Raw genomic sequence first — 22,314 nt, forward strand, 5'->3', positions numbered from 1 at the left:
TGCTCGGGTATCTATCATTCCGAGTTACCCGTACATGACCTCCCTCGCTGCCCCCGCCCTGCAGGCCGCAGCCAAACCTGTCGCGCTCAATCCGCCGGTGTTCGGCCTGCGCATCATCATCGGCCTGGTCGGTGTGCTGCTGGCGGTGCTGGTGTCCGGCCTTAACGACATGGTCACCAAAATCGCCCTCGCCGATATCCGCGGCGCGCTGTTCATCGGCTATGACGAAGGCACCTGGCTGGTCGCGGCCTACACCGCCACCTCCGTGGCGGCCATGGCCTTCGCGCCCTGGTGTGCGGTGACTTTCTCCCTGCGCCGTTTCACCCTGTGCGCCATCGGCCTGTTCACCCTGCTGGGCATCCTCTGCCCGTTTGCGCCCAATTACCAAAGCCTGCTGCTGCTGCGCACCGCGCAAGGCCTGGCTGGCGGCGCATTGCCGCCGATGCTGATGTCGGTGGCGCTGCGCTTTCTGCCGGCCAACATCAAGCTGTATGGCCTGGCCGGCTACGCGCTCACCGCCACCTTTGGCCCGAGCCTCGGTACGCCGCTGGCGGCGCTGTGGACCGAGTACGTGGGCTGGCAGTGGGCGTTCTGGCAGATCGTCGCGCCGTGCCTGCTGGCCATGGCGGCGGTGGCCTACGGTTTGCCGCAGGACCCGCTGCGCCTGGAGCGCTTCAGGCAGTTCAACTGGCGCGGCCTGCTGCTGGGCTTTCCGGCGATCTGCATGTTGGTGATCGGCCTGCTGCAAGGCAACCGCCTGGACTGGTTCGAGTCCGGCCTGATCACTTTCCTGCTCAGCGGCGGCAGCCTGTTGCTGGTGCTGTTCCTGCTCAATGAGTGGTCGCAGCCGCTGCCGTTTTTCAACGTGCAGATGCTCGGTCTGCGCAACCTGGCGTTTGCCCTGATCGTACTGGCCGGCGTGCTGATGGTGCTGACCTCGGTGATCATCATCCCGTCGAGCTTCCTCGCCCAGGTGCAGGGCTACAGGCCGCTGCAGACCGCGCCGGTGATGTTGCTGATGGCCCTGCCGCAATTGATCGCGCTGCCGCTGGTGGCGGCGCTGTGCAACCTGCGTCGGGTCGATTGCCGTTGGGTGCTGGGGCTCGGCTTGAGCCTTCTGGTGCTCAGTTGCCTGGGCAGTTCGCAGCTGACCTCGGCGTGGATTCGCGACGATTTCTATGGCTGGTACCTGCTGCAAATCATCGGGCAACCGATGGCGGTTCTGCCGTTGCTGATGCTGTCCACCGGCAGCATCCAGCCCGTTGAAGGGCCGTTCGCTTCGGCCTGGTTCAACACCATCAAAGGCCTGTCTGCGGTGATCGCCGCCGCAGTGCTCGAAACCCTGACCACCCGCCGTGAACACTTCCACTCCACCATGCTGGTGGATCGCCTGGGCAACTCACCCCTGGCCGACGGCGATGCGCCGGGCCTGGCCCACCGCCTGCACGAACAGGCCGTGGTGCTCACCTCGTCGGATCTGTATGTCGTCATGGCCGGTGTCGCGGTGGCGTTGATCCTGCTGATTTTCTGGATGCCCACGCGGATTTATCCGCCTCGCGCACCGACATAGCCTCAAGGACTCCCCATGAAACGCAAAGACAAAATTGCCGTCTCCGTTATCGCTGTATTTGCCGTTGGCGTGCTGGTGTATCTGGTCACGCCGGGCCTGTTGGGCAACGCGCGTCAGACCACCAACGATGCCTTCGTCGCCGCCGACTTCACCCTGATCGCCCCGCGTGTGGCCGGCTTTATCAAAGAGGTGCTGGTGGAAGACAACCAGCAGGTCAAGGCCGGCCAACTGCTGGCGCTGATCGACGACCGCGATTTTCGCGCCGCCGCCCAGGCCGCCGATGCCGATGCGTTGGTCGCCCAAGCCCAGCTTAAAAACGCCGGCGCCACCCTGGAGCGCCAAAGCTCGGTGATCGCCCAGGCCCAGGCCACCGTGGCGGCAGACCGCGCCGAAGTGGCGTTCGCCGAGCACGAGCTGAACCGCTACAACCACCTCGCCGGCGTGGGCGCGGGCACCGTGCAGAACGCCCAGCAAGCCAAAACCCGCATCGACCAGGCCACCGCGCGCCTGGCCAAATCCACCGCGGTGCTGGCGGCCGAACGCAAGCAGGTGGAAATCCTCAGTGCCCAGCTCGATGCGGCCGAAGGCGGGCTCAAGCGCGCCCAGGCGGCGTTGGAAATGGCTAGCTATCAACTGTCCTATACGCGCATCGTCGCGCCGGTGGACGGCATGGTCGGTGAGCGCGCGGTGCGGGTCGGCGCCTACGTGACGCCGGGCAGCAAGCTGCTCGCTGTGGTGCCGCTGAGCGAGGCCTATGTGGTGGCCAATTTCCAGGAAACCCAGCTGTCGCACATGCATGCCGGCCAACCCGTGCAGGTGCGCGTCGACAGCCTCGACGGCGAGTTGCTCAACGGTCATCTGGAGAGCCTGGCGCCGGCCACCGGTGTGACGTTCGCCTCGATCAAGCCGGACAACGCCACCGGCAACTTCACCAAGGTGGTGCAGCGCATCCCGGTGAAGATCATCCTCGAACCCGGCCAGCCCCTCACCGAACGTCTGCGGGTGGGCATGTCGGTGGAGGCCAGCGTCGACACCCAGCCCGCCGCGCAGCCGCGTGAGGTGGCCCAGCAATGATACGTTTTGCCTGGCTCGCCTTGAGCGTCATCAGCCTGAGTGCCTGCACCGTCGGCCCGGACTTTCACACGCCCCAGGTGCCGCACGTCGAGCGTTGGCGCGAACCTCAGGGCCGTCAGGCCGACAGCCGCGCCGTGGCCGATCCGCTGCAGGAGCGCTGGTGGGACGTGTTCCATGACGCGCAACTGTCAGCCCTCACACGCCGCGCCCTCACCGACAACCTCGACCTGAAACTGGCCGGCAGCCGCCTGCAACAAAGCCGAGCCGTGCGCCAGGTGACCACGGCGGGGCGTTACCCCAACCTCGCGGCAGGCGGTGGCTACCAGCGCAAGCGCAACAGTGGCGAAGGCCTGAACGACCCCTCCGGAGAAAACGGCCGCTCGGCCTTCAACCAATGGGACACGGCCTTCTCCGCCGCCTGGGAGCTGGACTTCTGGGGCCGCGTCAAGCGCGAGACCGAGGCCGCCGATGCCACCCTGCAAGTCGCCGAAGACGACCGCCGCGCCGTGCTGCTGTCGGTGCTGGCCGAGACCGCCCAGGACTACATCCAACTGCGCGGCGTGCAGAACACCCGCAACGTCACCGAGCAGAACCTCGACGTCGCCCGGCACAGCCTGAAGCTCTCGCAACTGCGCCTCGCCGATGGCGTTGCCACCGACCTGGACGTGGCCGAAGCCGCCGCCCAGGTCGCCACCATCGAAGCGCGCCTGCCGGAGCTGCAACAACGTCAGGATCAGTTGATCAACGCCCTCAGCCTGCTCATGGGCGAGCCGCCCCAGGCCCTGCACGCCCAACTGTCCAAAGACGCCGCCGTACCGCAAACCCCGCGCCAGGTCGCCATTGGCCTGCCGTCACAGTTGGCCGAACGCCGCCCGGATATCCGCCAGGCCGAGGCGCGCCTGCATGCCGCTACCGCCAACATCGGCGTGGCCAAGGGCGATTTCTACCCGCGTATCACCCTGTCCGGCAGCCTCGGCTCCCAGGCTCTGCAACTGGCGGATTTCGGCTCCTGGGGCTCGCGCGCGTTTGCCTTCGGCCCGCAGTTCAGCCTGCCGTTGTTCAACGGCGGACGCCTGCAAGGTATGTTGACGCTGCGCGAAGCCCAGCAGCAGGAGGCAGCGCTGGCCTATCAGCACACCGTGCTGCGTGCCTGGCACGAGATCGACGACCAGTTGACCCGCTACAACGCCAGCCAGCTGCGCCGCGACAGCCTCGCCGAAGCCGTGCGCCAGAACCAGATCGCCCTGACCACCGCGCAACACCAGTACGTCGAAGGCGTGGCGGATTTCGTCAACGTTCTCACCGTGCAGAGCGCGTTGCTGGCGACCCAGGAGCAATGGGTGCAAAGCTCCACCGACGTGTCGCTGGCCATGGTCGGTTTGTACAAGGCGCTGGGTGGCGGGTGGGCGTCGGTGTATCCGGTGCAAACAGCCGAGCGCTGAGCCTTGGCGCGCTTTGTGACTATTGCGGTGTGCAGGCTTTTTTGTGGTGACCAGGCTTGTTGTGGCGAGCGGGCTTGCCCCGCGTGGGGGTGCGAAGCGCCCCCCATCGAGCAAAACGCGGTGTACCTGATACGGCTCAGCGCCTGGTTTTGGGGCTGCTGCGCAGCCCAACGCAGGACAAGCCTGCTCGCCACAGGGAATCTGCGCTTAACTGAACGGCATTAGGGCTCGCCACAATACACTCGCTTGCCACAGGAATGGGGGTGTCTGAAATAGCCCATTTGCGGCGCTAAGGATTGCGCAAAAACACCACATACCCGCCAAACCACTCGTTCTCGCGCAAGTACGCCGGCGCCTGCCACTCGCCACCCTGAATCAAGCCTACCTTGAACGGCACCCCCATCCGACTCACCCTCGGCAGATACGCCGCGTAATCCGGGATGCTGTGCCGTCCCTGGTACGTCTGCACCACCACTTCATCCACCACGCCTTTGAGTTGGGCGATGGCAGCGGGGTCGGCGTTGCTGCCCCAGTCCAGCAGGCCGGTGATGCTCAGACGCAGGTCGGCCGGCAGGCGCTGGCGCAGGTCGCGCAGAAACTCCGCGTATTCGTGCAGGTATTGGGTGCGGGCGTCGAAGTCGATCTGTATGCCGACCACCGGATTGCCCGCGTCGCGCCAGCGTTGCACCTGGCCGAGCAATTGGGCGTAGACCCGCTCCGGCCAGTGCAGGGTGTGGGCGCGGTAGACGACCCAGACCTCGCCCTTGGTGATACGCGGCACGCTCATGCCCTGGGCGATCAAACGCACGGTGGGCGTGCGGCGGGTGGAGTTGATCTGGCCCTGAAGGATGTACAGCGTCTTCGCCTGTTTGAGTACCGGCTGCGGCGTGACGCCGCTCCACAGCCAGAAGGCGTCATAGTCGCGGGCGTCGACGGCGCCGAAGGCCGGGCTTGCCAGCAACAGCAGGCCCAGCCACAGGTGTTTCACCAGTAGTACTGCAAGGCGTTGCCCCACTGGGTGTCACCGAAGCCTGTCTTCAGCTGGCGGAACCAAGCTTTGCGCACGGCCGGCGCGACGTCTTCGCCGCCGCAGCTGTTGTAGCCGGCGGGCGCGTAGCAGTTGATGGCGCGAAACAGCGCGTAGGCCTTGTCGGTTTTCGGCGCCTTGGGGTTGGCGATCACCTGTTTGTAGCCGTCCAGACGCGAGAAGGTTTCACCGCTGAAGTTCGACGCGCTGCTGCCCAGGCTGCCGGCGGCGCGGGCTTGCTCGAGTGGCATGCCGTCCAGGCCGTTGCGCAGGATGAACTCACCGAAGCAATTGAGCGCCTGCGGGTTTTTCGCGTCGTTCTGCAGGGTCGCGGCGGTTTGCGCGATGCTCGGGCAGGTGTAGCCGGACGCGGCTTTGTCGCCGTTCCACTGGAACAGTTTCAAGGTTTGCCCGCCGCCATAGGTGTAGCCAAGGCTGGTGTCGAGTTTGTCTTCAGGCGGCGTGGCCGGCAGTTGCTTGAGGTCGTCGGCGAAGGTGGCGAACTGGCTGCGCAGCAGGTCCTTGTAGAGCAGCACGAATTGCGCGGTGTGGCGCTCCACCGGGTCGCTGGCCTTGGCGATCTGCTGGCGCAGCAGGTCGGGGCCGGCGACGCTGCGCAGCAGCAGGTAGCGCACGTTGTTGGCGCTGATCGGCGAGTCCGCCGCGAACACCTTGGCCAACTCGCCGCTGCGTTCGTAGTTCATCGCCAGGGCCAGCTCCAGCTGGTCGCGTTGCAGAGGCTGTTTGGCCAGCGGCAATAGTTGCAGCCACAGGGCTTGCGCCGCTTTCCAATTCTGCCCGGCTTCCAGGGCCAGGCCGCGCAGGGTCTGCTGACTGAAGGCGAAGTAATCCAGGCCCGACGGCACATCCTTGGGCAGCAGTTTCAGGGCGGCCTCGGGCTGATGCTCGACGTACAACGCAAACGCCGCTTGCAGGTAGGCGTACAGCGCCGGCTCGTCGGCAAACGTGGCCTTCTGTTTGTCGAGGTCGGCGCGGGTCAGTTTGGGCGGCGTCTCGGCGCGCATCAGCATCAGGTCGTTGACCGCCTGCAGCATCGGGTTCTCAAGGCTGCCGTTGCTGTCGATCAACAGCTTGAGATCAGCCTCTTGCACCAGGTCATCGAGGGACACATTGCGCTGCTCGGCGGTGGCTTCGGTCATTTGCCAGGCGAAGTCCTCGGCGAGCTTGCCATCGTCATTGGCCAGCCAATGCACGCGGCGCAACAGGCCCCGAGCGGAAGTCGCGTACTGGCCCTGTGGATAAGTGTTCAGATAGCCGAGCAAGCCCTTTTCGGCATTGCCCAGCGCGGACTTATCCACATGCTCGCGCTGCGGCATGCCGTATTCGTCGAACGCTTCGGCCTGGGCCTGATTCAGCGCGGTGCGCGCGGTCATGTACAGCGCGGTTTCCTGCAGCCACGGCAGGGTTGAGCCGCTGGCGGCGGCAAAACCGCGTTCGGCCTCACTGAAGCGCCCGCTGTAGAAGTCGGCGGCGGCTTGCAGGTAGGTGCGCAGCAGGCGGCCGTTCGAGGACTCGATTTCGCCGGTGACCACCGCGCCCTCCCAACTGCAGGCGGTGAGCAATTGCAGGCGCGCCCTGGCCAGCAGCACGCGTTCGGTATCCGGCATATCGGCCTTGATCACCTGGCTGACAAACGCCGTGGCGCTGTCATCGTCGTTGCTGCGGCAGCGGCTGCCTTCGCAGCTCAAAAACGCTTCGCCGGCGGTTTTGTAGTCCTCGCGCTTGATGCCCAGGGTCTTGAGCAGCGTGTCCAGTTCAGCGGTGCGCGAGTCGTCGGGCTTGTCGTCGGGTTCGTCGTCACCGGCAGGCGCAGGGCTCAGGCGATACACCGCAAACGGCACCTGGCCGAATCCCTCGGCCCGGTCGGTGTCGTCCAGGGCATTGGGGGCCAGCGGTGCGACCTTTTTGTCGGACAGCAGCAGGCGCAGGTTGACCCGGCTGTCGTTGCCCGGGCTCAGAAAGGGCAGGTTGTTGCACGGGTCCAGGCTGTCACGCGACACCCGCCAGTCCGGGTAGCACGAGTCGTCCGAGCTGGCCAACGCCTGCTGGGAAATACCGGCGAGCAGTGCCAGTGCCAGGGGTGACAGAAAACCGATGCGCATGAGGTGTCCTTGAGCCTGAGTCCTTGGAGGAGGGCAATCATAGCGTGATCCGACCAGCGCTTCGGTGAAGTCCTGCGCAATTGGCCGATTTGTCCGATTGCACAAGCGAATCAGGGGCATTTGTCCTAAAGTGGCGTTGGTTTGCGTGTCGGCAATCAGAGCAGTGGCAGGGGAATCAAGGTGCGTCGGTCTGTGGTAGAGCAAAACGAAAAAGTCGCGGCATTGCCCGCGCTCAACCGACTGGGCTGGGAACGTGCCGGCTGGATCAGCCAGCTTTGGTGGGTACCGCTCCTGGCGCTGGCGATGGCCCTGCGGTTCTACAACCTGACGGCGTCGGCCATCTGGGGCGATGAGGGCTCAAGCCTGTTGCTCAGCGAATACGCCGTGGACGACCTGTGGTTTCACGCGGCCCATGACGTACACCCGCCGCTGTACTTCTTCCTGCTGCGCGGCTGGATCGAACTGTTCGGCGACAGCATCGGCTCCATCAGGGCCATGAGCGCCATCCCGGGCGCGCTCGCCGTGGGCCTGGGCATCTGGCTCACGCGGCAGTTGTCCACCCGGCGCGCGGCGGTACTGGCCGGCGTACTGCTGGCGCTGCTGCCGACCGCGGTGCGGTACAGTCAGGAAGTGCGCATGTATTCGCTGTTGGGCGTCTGGCTGCTGGGCGCCACGCTGGCGCTGGTGTACTGGGTGCGCCAACCCGAACGCACGCGCTATCTGGTGGCCTATGGGCTGCTGATGACCGCAGGTTTCTACACCCATTACTTCACCGCACTCTGCGTGCTGGTGCATTGGGCGTATCTGGGGGTGCTGGGCACCTGCGGTCAGCGGCTGATCACGCGTCGGGCATGGTGGGCGACCAACGTCGCGATTGTGCTGGCGTACCTGCCCTGGTTGCCAGGCCTGCTGGACCTGGTGCAGCACGTCGACCAGCTCAAGGTGGGCGGTGACATTGGCTGGGAAGATCCGGTCAATGCGCTGTCTGTGCCATCGATGGTCTGGCAATTCATGTTGCAGGATGAAGGCCTGGCGCTATGGCGACCGCTGTTCTGGGGATTCCCCCTGCTATTGATTGCGCTGGTTGGCGTCAGCGTCTGGCGTGATCGCCAACCCTATCGACCTGCCAGCCTGCTGGCGCTGTTTTTCCTGCTGCCGCTGCTGCTGGTCTACGCCGTGTCGTTTATCTCGCCGGTGTTCATTGAGCGCTATCTCACGGTGTATGCCCTGGGCTTGCCGATCCTGCTGGCGCTGCTCATCGACCGCGGCTCGTGGTGGGGCGCGGCGTTGTTCGTGTTGCTGGTGGGGGTGGAACTGGTTGGGCTGAAAAACAACTTCACGGTGGACGAGCAGGACCAATTCAACGTGCCGGTGGAGTTCGTCAATCGCAACTACCAGGAAGACGATCGCATCGTGCTCAGCGACATGCTGTGGTACCTCAGCTATGTCTATTACGACCAGACCGACGCCCAACTGCAGCTCTATACCCCGCCCAAGCCCGACGGTACGTCAACGCGCCCGAACGCCTACGGCTTCGGCACCCTGGTGGATCAAGACGGCGGGCGCATCTACCTCGACCACCTCTCGTCACTGCCCGCCGGCACCCGGCGCGTATGGCTGATCAGCAGCAACGAAGCGCCGGACGAATTTGCGCCACTGCCCCAGGGCTGGCACGAACTCAGTCGCCAGGACGGCGGGGGTGCCAGGGCACGCTTGTTTGTGTTGTGCAATGTGCCGTCGATGTTGCCCGAGGGCTGTCCCTAGACTGGGCTTGGGCTTCGACGCGCCAGCCCCGGAGCCAAGACTGATCCAAATGTGGGAGGGGGCTTGCTCACGATGGCAGTGTGTCAGTCAGCTCATCCGACACTGACCCTGCGCCATCGGGAGCAAGCCCCTCCCACATTTTTGCCACCACCCATCCGCCAAATTGTTTCAAAACTTGACGCTCAAGCCAGCTTCCACCATATTGATAGTTAGCAAACTAACTGTATGCGATCAATCCTGTGTCCCAATCCCTTGAACACCTTCAGATGAACCTCAGCAGCAGCATGGTGGTGGGCGCCCGCAACTGGCGCAAAATCTGCCAGGCCACGCTGGTGAGTTATGGCATCTCCGAAGCCTGCGCCGTGCCGCTGTTGATGATCGGCCGCCTGGGCGACGGCGTGCATCAGGTCAAGGTGGCCCAGGCCTCCGGCATGGAAAGCCCGTCGCTGGTGCGCCTGCTCGACCAGCTGTGCAGCGGCGGCTATGTGTGCCGTACCGAAGACGTCCACGACCGCCGCGCCAAGGCCTTGAGCCTCACCGAGCGCGGCCGTGAGCTGGTGCAGGCGGTGGAAGCGCAACTGGTGCGCCTGCGCCGCGAAGTGCTGGCCGACATTCCGCGCAACGACCTCGAAGCCGCGTTGCGCGTGCTGCGCGCCTTCGAAGCGGCGGGGGCGGTGGCGCCTTGAACGGATTTTTTACCGGCATGCCGCCGGCCCGCGACTGGTTTTACGGCGTGCGCACCTTCGCGGCGTCGATGATCGCGCTGTACATCGCCATGCTCATGCAAATGCCGCGTCCGTATTGGGCGATGGCCACCGTGTACATCGTCTCCAGCCCGTTTGTCGGCCCTACCAGTTCCAAGGCGCTGTACCGCGCCATCGGCACCCTGATGGGCGCGGCGGCGGCGGTGTTGTTCGTGCCGATGTTCGTGCAGTCGCCCTACATCCTGGTGGTGGTGATTGCACTGTGGACCGGCACCTTGCTGTTCCTCTCCATGCACCTGCGCACCGCCAACAACTATGCCCTGATGCTCGCCGGCTACACGCTGCCGCTGATCGCGCTGCCCGTGGTGGATAACCCCCTGGCAGTGTGGGATGTGGCCGAAGCGCGCACCGAAGAAATCTTCCTCGGCATCGTCGTGGCCGCCGTGGTCGGCGCGATGTTCTGGCCGCGTCGCCTGATGCCGGTGTTCGACGGTTCGGTGGCCAAGTGGTTTGCCGACGCGCAGGTCTACAGCCAGCGCTTTCTCACGCGCAACGTCGACACCGAGGAAGTCAGCAACCTGCGTGGCGGCATGGTCGCCACCTTCAACACCCTCGAGCTGATGATCGGCCAGCTGCCCCATGAAGGCGCGCGGCCACAGACGGTGCGCAACACCAAGGAACTGCGCGGGCGCATGATTCACCTGCTGCCGGTGATCGACGCGCTGGACGACGCGGTGTACGCCATCGAACATCGCGCCCCCGAGTTTATCGAGCGCCTCATGCCCTTGCTGCAAGCGGCCGACGCCTGGCTACAAGGCACCACCGACACCGCGCCCCTCGAACGCTGGCGTGTGTTGCGCGACCAGATCGACGCCGCGCAACCCCAGGGCGACGCGCTCAACGACCGCCACACGTTGCTGTTCTCCAACGCGCTCTATCGCCTGGCCGAGTGGGTAGACCTGTGGCAGGACTGCCGCAGCCTGCAAGCCGCCATCCAGTGCGAAAGCCAGGACACCTGGCGCGCCGTGTACCGTCACTGGCGCCTGGGCCGGCTCACGCCGTTCCTCGACCGGGGCCTGATGTTCTATTCGGCGTTTTCCACCGTCAGCGCGATCATCGTCGCCTCGGTGCTGTGGATTCTGCTGGGCTGGACCGACGGCGGCAGCGCGGTGATCCTCGCCGCCGTTGCATGCAGCTTCTTCGCCACGATGGACGACCCGGCGCCGCAGATTTACCGGTTCTTTTTCTGGACCGCCATGTCGGTGCTGTTCGCCAGCCTGTACCTGTTTCTGGTGCTGCCCAACCTGCATGACTTCCCGATGCTGGTGCTGGCCTTCGCCGTGCCGTTCATCTGCATTGGCACCCTCACAGTCCAGCCGCGCTTCTACCTGGGCATGCTGCTGACGCTGGTCAACACCTCGTCGTTCATCAGCATCCAGGGTGCCTACGACGCCGATTTTCTCAACTTCGCCAACGTCAATCTGGCCGGGCCCGTGGGCCTGCTGTTTGCCTTTGTGTGGACGCTGATCGCGCGGCCCTTCGGCGCCGAGCTGGCGGCCAAGCGCCTGACCCGGTTCAGCTGGCGCGACATCGTCAGCCTCACCGAACCCGCCACCCTGGCCGAGCACCGGCACATGGCCGCGCAGATGCTCGACCGCCTGATGCAACACCTGCCGCGCCTGGCCCTCACCGGGCAGGACACCGGCATCGCCCTGCGCGACTTGCGCGTGGCGCTGAACCTGCTCGACCTGCTGGCCTACTCGCCGCGCATCCTCGGCGTGCCGCGGGTGCTGCTCAACCAGGTGGTGGAAGGCGTGGGCGGCTACTTCAAGGCCTGCCTCAAGGCGGGTGAACGCTTGCCCGCGCCCGGCGGTCTGCTGATGACACTCGACCGCACCCGTCGCGCCCTCAACGGGCAGGGCCTGCAGGACACCGACGACACCCGCCTGCATCTACTACACGCCCTGGCCGGCCTACGGCTGGCGCTGCTGCCGGGGGTTGAATTCATTGGTGGCACGGAGCTGGAAGCGCCGCTGCCGGATGGAGCACCTTTATGATCGGTGATCTGGATATCAGCGGGGTGTTCCTGCCCACGCTGCTGGTGCTGATGGGCATTACGTACCTGTTGTTTCTGGTGGTGCACGGGCTGTTGACGCGCATGCACTTCTATCGCCTGGTCTGGCACCGGGCATTGTTCAATGTGGGGCTCTACGCGCTGATGCTGGGCGCGGTGGACTCACTCAGTCGATACCTGATGACATGAAAAAACCTTTTTTGACCATCGGCCGTGTGGTCCTCACGCTGTTGATCGTGACGTTTGCGGTCGTCGTCGTGTGGCGCATGGTCATGTACTACATGTTTGCCCCCTGGACCCGCGACGGGCACATCCGTGCCGACATCGTGCAGATTGCGCCGGACGTGTCCGGGCTGATCCAGCGCGTGGACGTTCACGACAATCAGCCAGTGACCAAGGGCCAGGTGCTGTTCGCCGTCGACCAGGACCGTTTCAAACTCGCCCTGCGCCAGGCCCGTGCCGCCGTGGCCGACCGCCAGGAAACCCTGGCCCAGGCCCAGCGCGAGTACAAGCGTAACCGTGGCCTGGGCAACCTCGTGCCCAGCGAGCAACTCGAAGAAAGCCAGTCCCGTGTGGCCCGCGCCCAGTCTGCCCTGGCCGAAGCGCAAGTAACGGTGGACGCGGCTCAGTTGAACCTGGATCGCTCGGTGATCCGCAGCCCGGTGGATGGCTACGTCAACGACCGCGCGCCGCGCAGCCAGGAATTCGTCACCGCCGGGCGCCCGGTGCTGTCGGTGGTGGACAGCAACTCTTTCCACATCGACGGTTATTTCGAAGAGACCAAGCTCGACGGCATCCATGTCGGCATGGCCGTGGACATCCGTGTGATCGGCGACAACGCCCGCCTGCGCGGCCATGTGCAGAGCATCGTCGCCGGCATCGAAGACCGCGACCGCAGCAGCGGCTCCAACCTGCTGCCCAACGTCAACCCGGCGTTCAGCTGGGTGCGCCTGGCCCAGCGGATTCCGGTGCGCATCGCCTTCGACGACGTGCCGGCCGACTTTCGCATGATCGCCGGGCGCACGGCCACGGTGTCGATCATCGGCGACAAGGTTAAAGACGGAGAGCAACCATGAAACGGCTTCTGGCCACGTCCGCGCTGGGGTTGCTGCTGTCGGCCTGCCAGGTGGTGGGCCCGGATTACTCGCTGCCGGACACGGCCGCCGTCAACCGCAAAGACCTGCAAGGGCCGATAGCGGGCGAGGGCGACAACGTGGTGTCGGCGCCGGTGCCGGCCGACTGGTGGAAGCTGTATAAGGACCCGCGCCTGAATGAACTGGTGCGCCAGGCCATGGCCTCCAACACCGACCTGCGCGTGGCCGCCGCCAACCTGCAGCGCGCGCGTTTCCAGAGCCAGCAGGCCGAGTCCGCCGGCGGCTGGAGTGCCGGCGCCAAGGCCGAAGCCCAGCGCCTGCAGGAGTCTGGCGAGGCGTTCCTGCAGCCCGAGAAGGTCCCGGTGGACAACATCGGCAGCGTGGGCATTACCACCTCCTACCAGTTCGACCTGTTCGGCACCTTGCAACGTGGCATCGAAAGCGCCCAGGCCAATGCCGACGCAGCCCAGGCCGCGGCCGATATCGCCCGCATCACCCTGGTGGCCGATGTGGTGCGCTCGTACACGCGGGTATGCGCGGCCAACGAGGAACTGGCGATTGCCCACGAGTCCCTTGACCTGCAAGGCCAGAGCACCCGGCTCACTCAGCGCCTGCGCGATGCCGGTCGCGGTGATGAAACCCAGGTGACCCGCTCGCAGACCCAATACAAATCCTTGCGCGCCGACATGCCGCGTTATGAAGCCGCACGCCAGGCCGGGTTGTTCCGCCTGTCGATGCTGCTGGCCAGGCCGCTGGATCAATTACCGGCCGGCACCGCCAGTTGCGCCGAGCTGCCACACATTGCCCAGTTGCTGCCGGTGGGCGACGGCGCCGCCCTGCTCAAACGCCGCCCCGACGTACGCCAGGCCGAACGCCAGCTGGCCGCCGCCACCGCGCGCATCGGCGTGGCCACCGGCGCGTTGTACCCGGACATCGCCATCGGCGCCTCTGTCGGCACCGTGGGCCTGCTCGACGACCTCGGCACGCCGGCGACCAACCGCTGGGGCTTCGGCCCGATGATCAGCTGGACCGTCCCCACCAACGGCGCCCGCGCCCGCATCCATGAAGCCGAGGCGGCCACTCAGGGCGCCCTGGCGCATTTCGACGGGGTGGTGCTCAATGCCATCCGCGAAACCCAGACCGGCCTTGCGCAATACACCGCCATGTTGCAGCGCCGCGACGCGCTGGCCGAAGCCGGCGAGTCCGCCAGGGAAGCGGCGGGGCAGACCCATCGTTTCTTCCAGGCCGGTCGCGCGTCGTTCCTGGCCGACCTGCAAGCCACGCGCACCTACACCGATGTACGCGCGCAACTGGCGGCCGCCAACACCCAGGTTGCCATGAGCCAGATCGACCTGTTCCTGGCGCTGGGTGGCGGCTGGGAAAACGCACGAACGCAAGGATCCCAGGCCCCGGCAACGCCTTGACACACCTTGAGTTCGGGGCGCTGGCGTACACCGGGACGGCCCGTCTGTCGCCCACCGTATGAGATTGATAGGGCGTCCGCGTGAACTCCCGCTGGCCAAGCCCCTCTGAAAGGCTGGGCCGTTCGTGGCCGCCAGTGCTAATCTTCCCCCGTTTTCGGCGGGCTTGAGCCAACCCCTACAGGGTTCAAGGAAGACAGCCCACTTCTCACAGGATTTGATCAGGTCACTTCATGAATAAGCCAGCAGTCGTTCTTTTGGGTTTTGTGGTCGCCGTTGGCGTCGTCAGTGCAGGCGGCGCCTGGTACACCGGTAAGCAACTGGAGCCGGTGCTGCAAACCGCAATCCAGAACGCCAACAAGGAACTGCAGACCTCCATGGCCGGTGTCGATGGCAAGGTCTCCCTGGAGCTGGTCTCGCTCGACCGTGGCGTGTTCAGCAGCACCGCCCACTACCGCCTCAAGGCGCAGGGCGCGGTCTTCGGTGAAGACAACCCCAACCCCGAGTTGCTGTTCGTCGACCATATCGAACACGGCCCGCTGCCGTTCTCGCGCCTGGTCACGCTGAAATGGCTGCCGGTGATGGCCACCAGTCACTTTGAGCTGGAAAAGAACCCCACCAGCGAAAAATGGTTCGCCGCCGCCAAAGATGTGTCGCCGCTCAAAGGCGTGACCAATATCGGCTACACCCGCTCGGTCAACGGCAACGTCGAACTGCTGCCCCTGGAGTTCAAGGACGACAAGTCGTCGGCGAGCTTCTCCGGCCTCAACCTCAACTTTGACAGCACCGCCGAAGGCAAGAAGGTCAAGCTCGACGGTTACATGAACAGCCTCAAGGTGGCGGCAGTGGACGCCAACGGCACGCCGCTCGCAGCGGATCTGGCCGGCCTGACCGTGGCCAGCAACCTGGAGAAGTCCACCTTTGACTTCTACACCGGGCAAAACACCGTGGAGCTGACCGACGCCAAGTTCACCTTTGGCCCGCAGCAAAGCGTGCTCACCCTCAAGGGTTTCGAGCAGAAAGATTCGAGCAACATCAAGGACAACAACCTGGCCGGCCGCGTCGACTACAAGATCGACGAGATCGGTTACCAGGGCAAACCCGTGGGTTCGGCCGCCATGGCCGTGAGCATGAAGGATGTCGACATCCCGTCGATGGTGGTGCTCACCAAGCTCTATCAGGAAAAAATGCAACCCGTGCAAGCGGCCGCCGCTGCGGGCGAGCCGGCGCCGGAGCTGCAACTGACTGAAGCCGAACAGACCCTGGCCGAGGCCAACGTCAACCAACTGCTGGCCGCCAAGCCGCAAGTGGCGGTAGAGAACCTGTCGCTGAAAACCACCCATGGCGAAAGCAAGTTCAACCTCGTGCTGGACCTGGCCAAACCCGCCAGCATGGAACTGCCGCCGGTTGAACTGGGCAAGCAGATGGTGTCGCTGCTGGACGCCAACCTCACGCTGTCCAAGCCAATGATCGCCGACGTCGCCGCTCTGCAGGCGCAGCTCGGCGGCGTGACCGATCCTAAAGCCATCGAGCAGCAAGCGCAGATGGCGTCGCAGATGATCAGCGGCATGGCGGTCGGCACGCAGCTGGCCACAGTGGTCGGGACTGACGTGGTGTCCAAGCTGCATTACGCCAACAACGAAGTGACCTTCAACGGCCAGAAGATGACCGTCGAGCAATTCATCGGCTTCGTGATGGGCAAAGTCGGCGCAGTCAGCCGCGCCCAGTAAGGATCAACGCAGCCAAGACGTTTCAGGCAATCACATTCCTCTGGCGAGCCCGCTTGTTGTGGCGAGCGGGCTTGCCCTAATGCCGTTCAGTTAAGCGCAGATTCCCTGTGGCGAGCAGGCTTGTCCTGCGTTGGGCTGCGCAGCAGCCCCAAAGCCACGCGCTGAGCCGTATCAGGTACACCGCGTTTTGCTCGATTGGGGGCTGCTTCGCACCCCGACGCGGGGCAAGCCCGCTCGCCACGACAAGCCCGCTGGCCACAACAAGTCCGCTCGCCACAGAGGCTCCAGTTTGCTGCCCGACGGAGCCCAATTCTGAACAATTGTTCCGATTTGGCCATCACCCCGTTTTCCTGAGCGATAGTTCGCCCAGGAAAGCTAGGCCGCGTCAGTGGACGCCGCACCCTGAAGCGCTTTGCTCAGGACACCTATCGTTACGCTTTCCGTGTGTAAGGAAGCTCACGATATGTTGCGAAACCTACCACTCAGTGCCTCAGGCCGGTTGCGTCTGCTGATCGGGGTCGCCTTGTGCAGCCAATTACTGATGCCCGCTTTTGCCTCGGCCGACCCGGCCTATGACGCGCTGATCATTCAGGCGCGCAATGGCAACTTCACCCCCGCCCTGACCCAGCTGCGCCAGTTGTCCGCCGAACGCCAGACGCCCGGCCAAGTCAGTGATCACCTGATCATCGCCGGGTGGGCCGGCCAGGATGCCGAAGTGCTCAAGGTGTACGAAGCCCAGGGCAAAAATCGCAACCTCAGTACCCAGGCACTTGCCACGGTGGCGCGTACCTACCGCAACCAGAAGCAATGGGCCCAGGCCGAGGCGGTGTATCGCCAGGCGTTGCTGCGCGAGCCGAACAACATCGACCTGCAACTGGGCCTGGCCCTCACCCAGGCCGACGGCGGCAAAGCCACCGAAGCCGTGCAGCGCACCCGCGCGCTGGTGGCGGCCAAGCCCGAAGACCCGAACCGGCGCATGGCCCTGGGCTACGCGCTGGCCCGCGCCGGTTTGAACTACGACGCCCTGTTCGAATTCGACCAGGCCTTCACCCGCGCCGGCGACAAACCTGAAGTCGCCCGCGAATACCTCATCGCCCTGCAACAGGCGCGCCTGCCAGAGGCTGCGTTGCGCCTGTCGGCCCAGCGTCCCGGCCTGGTGGACGCGGTCACCCAGCGCCGCCTCGAAGGCGACCTCGCCGCCGAGCGCGTGCGCCTGGCCGAGTACGCCACGCGCTCCGAGAAAGAGCGCTACGTGGTGGCCGACCGCGCGCTGCAGGACTACGACCGACTGATCACCCGCTGGGCCCCGGACGCCAGCGCCCGCGAAGACGTGGTGCGCTGGCGCATCGACCGCCTGGGCGCGCTCAAGGCCCGCGCGCGCACCGCCGACGTGGTGCGCGAGTACGAAACCCTCACCGCTGAAGGCGTGCAATTGCCCACCTATGCCCTGCGCTGGGTGGCCGGTGCCTACCTCGAACAGCGCCAGCCCGAACGCGCCCAGACCCTGTATCGCCAGGTATTGACCGCGCCGGATGCCGACGCCAGTTACCGCGTCGACGACAGCACCGCGTTGTTCTATGCCTTGCTGGAAAGTGACCAGGTGCAGCAGGCGCGTGACGTCGCCGCGCAATTGGCCAACGAACAGCAACCACGGGTCGAACTCAAGGGCCTGCCCATCGGCAACCCCAACGACAACTGGATGGACGCGCAGCAACTCTCCGCCCAGGCCGGCACGTATGGCGGCGACCTGCCGGGCAGCGAAAGCGGTCTGGAGGCCCTGGTGGCCAAGGCCCCCGGCAACGTCGGCCTGCGCTTGGCCCAGGCCGACATGTACCGCGCCCGTGATTTGCCTCGGCGCGCCGAAAGCGTCCTCAAGGAAACCGAGGCCCAGGCCCCGCGCGATATTGGCCTGGAAGTGTCCCAGGCCTACACCGCGATGGATCTGCAGGAGTGGCGCCAGCTCGATGTGCTCACCGACGATGTGCTCGCGCGCAACCCGGACAACCGTCAGGTGCAGCGCCTCAGCCGTTTGCGGGACGTGCACGACATGGCCGAACTGCGCGTGGAGGCCTACACCGGCAAAAGCTTCGGCGGTGGTCCCAATGAAGACGCCGGCGCCGCCACCGGCAGCCGCGACTGGGGCATCGAAAGCGTGCTCTACACGCCGCCCATCGACGAAGACTGGCGCCTGTTCGCCGGCGCCGGTTATGCCACCGCAGACTTCACCGAAGGCACCGGCCAGCATCGCTGGCAGCGCGTGGGCGTGGAGCGGCGTACCCGCGACATGACCATTGAGGCCGAGGTGTCCAACCATTCCTATGGCGATGGCGCCAAGCAAGGCGCCGCCGTGTCGATTGCGCGCGACATCAACGACAACTGGCAATACGGCGGCAGCCTCGGCTACCTGCTCAGCACCACGCCGCTGCGCGCACTCAACGACGGGGTCACGGCCAACGGCGGCAGTGGTTTTATCCGCTGGCGCGCCAATGAAAGCCGCGAGTGGAAACTGACCCTCAGCCCGTCCCATTTCAGCGATGGCAACGACCGTTTCGAAGCCTTGCTCAGCGGCCGTCAGGGCCTCTACAGCGCGCCGCACGTGCAAGTGGACCTGGGCCTGGAAGTGGGCGCCAGCCGCAACAGCAAGCAGGACGTGGTGTATTTCAACCCCCGGTCCGACCTCACGGTGCTGCCCGTGCTCAACATCAACCATGTGCTTTATCACCGCTACGAGACGCAGTGGAGCCAGCAGTTCCAGATCGGCGCAGGCACCTACAGCCAGCGCGATTACTCCACCGGCGGGGTGGGGCTGGTCGGCTACGGCCAACGCTTTCGCTGGAACGACGTGCTGGATGTCGGCGCCAACCTGAGCCTGATCAGCCGACCTTACGACGGTGATCGCGAACGCGATCTGCGCCTGCTCGTCGACCTTACCTACCGTTTCTAAAAGAGCCCGACCATGACCGTCCTCAGCCGTTGCTTGTTGGTCCTGGGTGTAGTGCTGGCCAGTGCCTGCGCCCAGCAACCCGCGCCATTCACTCCACCCGCCGAACGGCCGACACCGGCCAACGAAGCGCCGTGGCCGAAAAACCATTTCCTGGGCATCGCCTACCACGACGTCAGTGACCGCGATCCCGACCAGACTGTGGTGGCGGTGCGCACCGAGCGCCTGATCGAGCAACTGGCCTGGCTGCGCGAGAACGGCTACCAGGCGGTCAGCGTCGATCAGATTCTGGCCGCGCGCCGTGGCGGGCCGGCCTTGCCGCCCAAAGCCATCATGCTCAGCTTCGATGATGGTTACGCCAGCTTCTACACCCGGGTGATGCCGATTTTGCGCGCTTACCATTGGCCGGCGTTGCTGGCGCCGGTGGGCTACTGGATCGATACGCCGCTCGACAAGCCGGTGGACTTTGCCGGCGCGCCACGACCGCGGGGTGAATTCCTCACCTGGCAGCAGATCCGCGAAGTGTCCCAGTCGGGCCTGGTGGAAATCGCCGCGCACACCGACAACAATCACAAAGGCATCCTGGCCAACCCCCAGGGCAACCTGGAACCGGCGGCGACGTCGATGCGCTACGACCCGGCGACCGGCCGCTACGAAACCGATGCCCAGTTTCAGACACGGATGCGCGCTGACGTCGCGGCCATCAGCCAGAAAATCCGCAGCGTGACCGGCAAGGCGCCACGGGTGTGGGTATGGCCTTATGGCGCGGCCAAGGGCACGTCCCTGGCGGTGGTTGGCGAGCAGGGCTACCAGATGGCCCTGACCCTGGAAGACGGCCTCGACAGCCTGGGCAACCTGATGGACAGCCCGCGCTTTCTGGTGGCCTCCGACCCGGACGGCGAGCACTTCGCCAACAGCATTGTCGCCGTGCAGGCCAAGGCGCCGATGCGCGTGCTGCATGTGGACCTGGACAACGTCTACGACCCGGACCCGGCCCAGCAGGCGCGCAACCTCGACCAGTTGGTGCAGCGCGTGGTGGACATGGGCGCAGGCACCGTGTTCCTGCAAGCCTTCGCCGACCCCAAGGGCGACGGCCTGGTGCATTCGCTGTACTTCCCCAACCGCCACCTGCCGGTGCGCGCCGACCTGTTCAACCGCGTCGCCTGGCAACTGCGCACTCGCGCCCATGCCAGCGTGTATGCGTGGATGCCGGTGCTGAGTTTCGCCCTCGACCCCAAGCTGCCGCGTGTTACGCGGTGGGATCCGCACACCGGCCAGGTGGCCACGGACGCCGATCAATACAAACGCCTGTCGCCGTTCGACCCGCAGGTACGCAGGCTCATCGGTGAAATCTACGAGGACCTGGCGCGCAACAGTGCCATCGACGGCGTGCTCTACCACGACGACGCGGTGCTGACGGATTTCGAAGACGCCAGCCCCGCCGCGCTCAAGGTCTACGCCGCCAACGGCTTGCCCGGCAACATCGCCGCGTTGCGTGCCGACCCGGCCGTGATGCAACGCTGGACCCGCTTCAAGAGCCGCTACCTGATCGACTTCACCCAGGAGTTGACCGCCAGGGTGCGCGCCATCGGCGGCCCGCAGGTGCAGACCGCGCGCAATATCTTCGCTGAGCCGATGCTCAACCCCGACAGCGAAGCGTGGTTCGCGCAGAACCTCGACGATTTCCTCCAGGCCTACGACTGGACCGCACCCATGGCCATGCCGTTGATGGAAGGCCAGACACTGAAGCAATCCAATGCCTGGCTGGAGAAACTGGTGGCCACCGTCAAGGCCCGTCCGGGTGCGCTTGAACGCACCGTGTTCGAGCTGCAGGCCAAAGACTGGCGGACCCAGGCCGCGCCGGATATCGACGGCGCACAGATGGCGCAATGGATGGGCGTGCTCAAGCGCCAGGGCGTCACCAGCTTCGGCTACTACCCGGACAACTTTCTGGAAAATTCCCCGGACCTGAACACGGTACGTCCGGCCCTTTCCAACCAATGGAACCCTTGACCATGTTCGACAGAATCCTGGCTTTATTCGTGCTGGCGCTGGTGCTGGGCGTGCCCCTGGGCCTGATCTTCCTGGTCACCGGGCAGTTCCTGATGGACTTCGTGTTCTTCTACCCGCTGTTCATGTCGGCGCTGTGGATCGCCGGCGGTCTGTACTTCTGGCTGCACTGGGAGCGCCACTGGCCATGGGAAGAAGACACCCCCGCGCCGACGCTGGCCGGCAACCCGCTGATCTCGATCATCATCCCTTGCTACAACGAGGGCGATAACGTGGGCGAGACCATCCACGCCGCGCTGGACCAGCTGTACCCGAACATCGAAGTGATCGCCGTCAACGACGGCTCCAAGGACAACACCGCTGCGCTGCTCGACGCGCTGGCCCTGCAACACCCGCGTTTGCGCGTGCTGCACCTGGCGCAGAACCAGGGCAAGGCCGTGGCCCTGCGCATGGGCGCAGTGGCTGCGCGCAGCGAATACCTGGTGTGCATCGACGGCGATGCGCTGCTCGACAAAAACGCGGCGGCCTACTTGGTCGCGCCGATGCTCGACAACCCGCGCCTGGGCGCCGTCACCGGAAACCCGCGCATCCGCACCCGCTCGACCCTGATCGGCCGCGTGCAGGTGGGCGAGTTCTCGTCGATCATCGGCTTGATCAAGCGCACCCAGCGGGTGTTCGGCCGGATCTTCACGGTATCGGGAGTGGTGGTGGCGTTTCGCAAGAAGGCGCTGGACCGCATCGATTACTGGAGCACCGACATGATCACCGAGGACATCGACGTCAGCTGGAAGCTGCAACTCGATCACTGGGCGATCTTCTACGAGCCGCGTGCACTGTGCTGGATTCTGATGCCCGAGACCGTCGGCGGCCTGTGGAAGCAGCGCCTGCGCTGGGCCCAGGGCGGCGCCGAAGTGCTGTTCAAGAACATTCGTGGCATCTGGCAATGGCGCCATCGCTACCTGTGGCCGCTGCTGTTCGAATACTGCCTGTCCACCGGCTGGGCCTTCACCTTCATGCTTTCGGTGATCTTCTGGGGTGTGGGCAAATTCATCCCGCTGCCCCAGGCCATCGCGGTCGACTCCCTGATGCCGCCGGCGTTTACCGGGCTGGTGCTGGCGATGGTGTGCCTGCTGCAGTTCGCCGTGAGCATCCTGATCGACCGGCGTTACGAAAAGGACCTGTGGAAAACCCTGTTCTGGACCGTGTGGTACCCGATGGTGTTCTGGCTGGTCAGCCTGTTTACCACGCTGGTCAGCTTTCCCAAGGTGCTGTTCAACCAGCACCAGAAACGCGCGCGCTGGGTGAGCCCGGACCGTGGCATCAAACCAATTGAATAAGGA

General features: G+C 65.1%; 15 protein-coding genes. 13 read left to right on the top strand and 2 right to left on the bottom strand.

Features of this window, described 5'->3' with window-relative positions; translation table 11 throughout:
* The first annotated feature begins 34 nt into the window (after positions 1 to 34).
* Genes JOE32_RS17990 through JOE32_RS18000 form a run of 3 tightly spaced genes read left to right on the top strand, consistent with a single transcriptional unit; the run spans position 35 to position 4,086 of the window.
* Entirely contained in the window at positions 35 to 1,570 is a 1,536-nt protein-coding gene (locus tag JOE32_RS17990; RefSeq protein WP_209986987.1) for an MFS transporter, read from the top strand.
* Between the two features lie 15 nt (positions 1,571 to 1,585).
* Positions 1,586 to 2,644 (top strand): HlyD family secretion protein, encoded by a 1,059-nt coding sequence (locus JOE32_RS17995; protein ID WP_209986991.1) that lies wholly within the window; start codon positions 1,586 to 1,588, stop codon positions 2,642 to 2,644.
* Positions 2,641 to 4,086, top strand: coding sequence for an efflux transporter outer membrane subunit (locus JOE32_RS18000; RefSeq protein ID WP_209986995.1), 1,446 nt, complete (start codon positions 2,641 to 2,643; stop codon positions 4,084 to 4,086). The genes JOE32_RS17995 and JOE32_RS18000 overlap by 4 nt, the downstream gene beginning before the upstream one ends.
* Positions 4,087 to 4,375: 289 nt before the next feature.
* Here the strand turns inward: JOE32_RS18000 and JOE32_RS18005 are convergent, their stop codons facing one another.
* Both JOE32_RS18005 and JOE32_RS18010 read right to left on the bottom strand, forming a co-directional pair.
* Positions 4,376 to 5,074 (bottom strand): DUF3142 domain-containing protein, encoded by a 699-nt coding sequence (locus JOE32_RS18005; RefSeq protein WP_209986999.1) that lies wholly within the window; start codon positions 5,072 to 5,074, stop codon positions 4,376 to 4,378.
* Entirely contained in the window at positions 5,071 to 7,236 is a 2,166-nt protein-coding gene (locus tag JOE32_RS18010) for an outer membrane assembly lipoprotein YfiO (RefSeq protein WP_209987001.1), read from the bottom strand. Before JOE32_RS18010 ends, JOE32_RS18005 begins: the two co-directional genes overlap by 4 nt.
* Before the next feature lie 180 nt (positions 7,237 to 7,416).
* On the opposite strand from JOE32_RS18010, the gene JOE32_RS18015 reads away from it, so the two are divergent.
* The 10 genes from JOE32_RS18015 to pgaC all read left to right on the top strand — a co-directional run bounded on the left by JOE32_RS18015 (position 7,417) and on the right by pgaC (position 22,311).
* Positions 7,417 to 9,000, top strand: coding sequence for a glycosyltransferase family 39 protein (locus tag JOE32_RS18015; protein ID WP_209987004.1), 1,584 nt, complete (start codon positions 7,417 to 7,419; stop codon positions 8,998 to 9,000).
* A gap of 266 nt (positions 9,001 to 9,266) precedes the next feature.
* Entirely contained in the window at positions 9,267 to 9,686 is a 420-nt protein-coding gene (locus JOE32_RS18020) for a MarR family transcriptional regulator (RefSeq protein WP_209987007.1), read from the top strand.
* Positions 9,683 to 11,761: an FUSC family protein gene (locus JOE32_RS18025; RefSeq protein WP_209987010.1), complete on the top strand. Its 2,079-nt coding sequence runs from the start codon at positions 9,683 to 9,685 to the stop codon at positions 11,759 to 11,761. Before JOE32_RS18020 ends, JOE32_RS18025 begins: the two co-directional genes overlap by 4 nt.
* Positions 11,758 to 11,967 (top strand): DUF1656 domain-containing protein, encoded by a 210-nt coding sequence (locus tag JOE32_RS18030; RefSeq protein WP_003231009.1) that lies wholly within the window; start codon positions 11,758 to 11,760, stop codon positions 11,965 to 11,967. The genes JOE32_RS18025 and JOE32_RS18030 overlap by 4 nt, the downstream gene beginning before the upstream one ends.
* Positions 11,964 to 12,854, top strand: coding sequence for an efflux RND transporter periplasmic adaptor subunit (locus JOE32_RS18035; protein WP_209987014.1), 891 nt, complete (start codon positions 11,964 to 11,966; stop codon positions 12,852 to 12,854). Before JOE32_RS18030 ends, JOE32_RS18035 begins: the two co-directional genes overlap by 4 nt.
* Positions 12,851 to 14,296, top strand: a complete 1,446-nt coding sequence (locus JOE32_RS18040) for an efflux transporter outer membrane subunit (protein WP_209987017.1) — start codon at positions 12,851 to 12,853, stop codon at positions 14,294 to 14,296. Before JOE32_RS18035 ends, JOE32_RS18040 begins: the two co-directional genes overlap by 4 nt.
* A 230-nt stretch (positions 14,297 to 14,526) precedes the next feature.
* Complete coding sequence (locus JOE32_RS18045) at positions 14,527 to 16,023, top strand: YdgA family protein (RefSeq protein WP_209987020.1); 1,497 nt, start codon at positions 14,527 to 14,529, stop codon at positions 16,021 to 16,023.
* Between the two features lie 463 nt (positions 16,024 to 16,486).
* A complete protein-coding gene (pgaA, locus tag JOE32_RS18050) occupies positions 16,487 to 18,967 on the top strand; it encodes a poly-beta-1,6 N-acetyl-D-glucosamine export porin PgaA (RefSeq protein WP_209987023.1) in 2,481 nt (826 codons plus the stop codon).
* A gap of 12 nt (positions 18,968 to 18,979) precedes the next feature.
* Positions 18,980 to 20,977, top strand: coding sequence for a poly-beta-1,6-N-acetyl-D-glucosamine N-deacetylase PgaB (gene pgaB, locus JOE32_RS18055; RefSeq protein ID WP_209987026.1), 1,998 nt, complete (start codon positions 18,980 to 18,982; stop codon positions 20,975 to 20,977).
* Between the two features lie 2 nt (positions 20,978 to 20,979).
* A complete protein-coding gene (gene pgaC, locus JOE32_RS18060) occupies positions 20,980 to 22,311 on the top strand; it encodes a poly-beta-1,6-N-acetyl-D-glucosamine synthase (RefSeq protein ID WP_209987029.1) in 1,332 nt (443 codons plus the stop codon).
* Positions 22,312 to 22,314: the final 3 nt, after the last annotated feature.

The sequence above is a fragment of the Pseudomonas sp. PvP025 genome, from assembly GCF_017832155.1.
GTDB lineage: Bacteria > Pseudomonadota > Gammaproteobacteria > Pseudomonadales > Pseudomonadaceae > Aquipseudomonas.

Bases quoted from the DNA above. Each gene is read 5' to 3' on its own strand.
- JOE32_RS17990 (WP_209986987.1), top strand. From the start codon at position 35: ATGACCTCCCTCGCTGCCCCCGCCCTGCAGGCCGCAGCCAAACCTGTC.
- JOE32_RS17995 (WP_209986991.1), top strand. From the start codon at position 1,586: ATGAAACGCAAAGACAAAATTGCCGTCTCCGTTATCGCTGTATTTGCC.
- JOE32_RS18000 (WP_209986995.1), top strand. From the start codon at position 2,641: ATGATACGTTTTGCCTGGCTCGCCTTGAGCGTCATCAGCCTGAGTGCC.
- JOE32_RS18010 (WP_209987001.1), bottom strand. From the start codon at position 7,236: ATGCGCATCGGTTTTCTGTCACCCCTGGCACTGGCACTGCTCGCCGGT.
- JOE32_RS18020 (WP_209987007.1), top strand. From the start codon at position 9,267: ATGAACCTCAGCAGCAGCATGGTGGTGGGCGCCCGCAACTGGCGCAAA.
- JOE32_RS18030 (WP_003231009.1), top strand. From the start codon at position 11,758: ATGATCGGTGATCTGGATATCAGCGGGGTGTTCCTGCCCACGCTGCTG.
- JOE32_RS18035 (WP_209987014.1), top strand. From the start codon at position 11,964: ATGAAAAAACCTTTTTTGACCATCGGCCGTGTGGTCCTCACGCTGTTG.
- JOE32_RS18040 (WP_209987017.1), top strand. From the start codon at position 12,851: ATGAAACGGCTTCTGGCCACGTCCGCGCTGGGGTTGCTGCTGTCGGCC.
- JOE32_RS18045 (WP_209987020.1), top strand. From the start codon at position 14,527: ATGAATAAGCCAGCAGTCGTTCTTTTGGGTTTTGTGGTCGCCGTTGGC.
- pgaA (WP_209987023.1), top strand. From the start codon at position 16,487: ATGTTGCGAAACCTACCACTCAGTGCCTCAGGCCGGTTGCGTCTGCTG.
- pgaB (WP_209987026.1), top strand. From the start codon at position 18,980: ATGACCGTCCTCAGCCGTTGCTTGTTGGTCCTGGGTGTAGTGCTGGCC.
- pgaC (WP_209987029.1), top strand. From the start codon at position 20,980: ATGTTCGACAGAATCCTGGCTTTATTCGTGCTGGCGCTGGTGCTGGGC.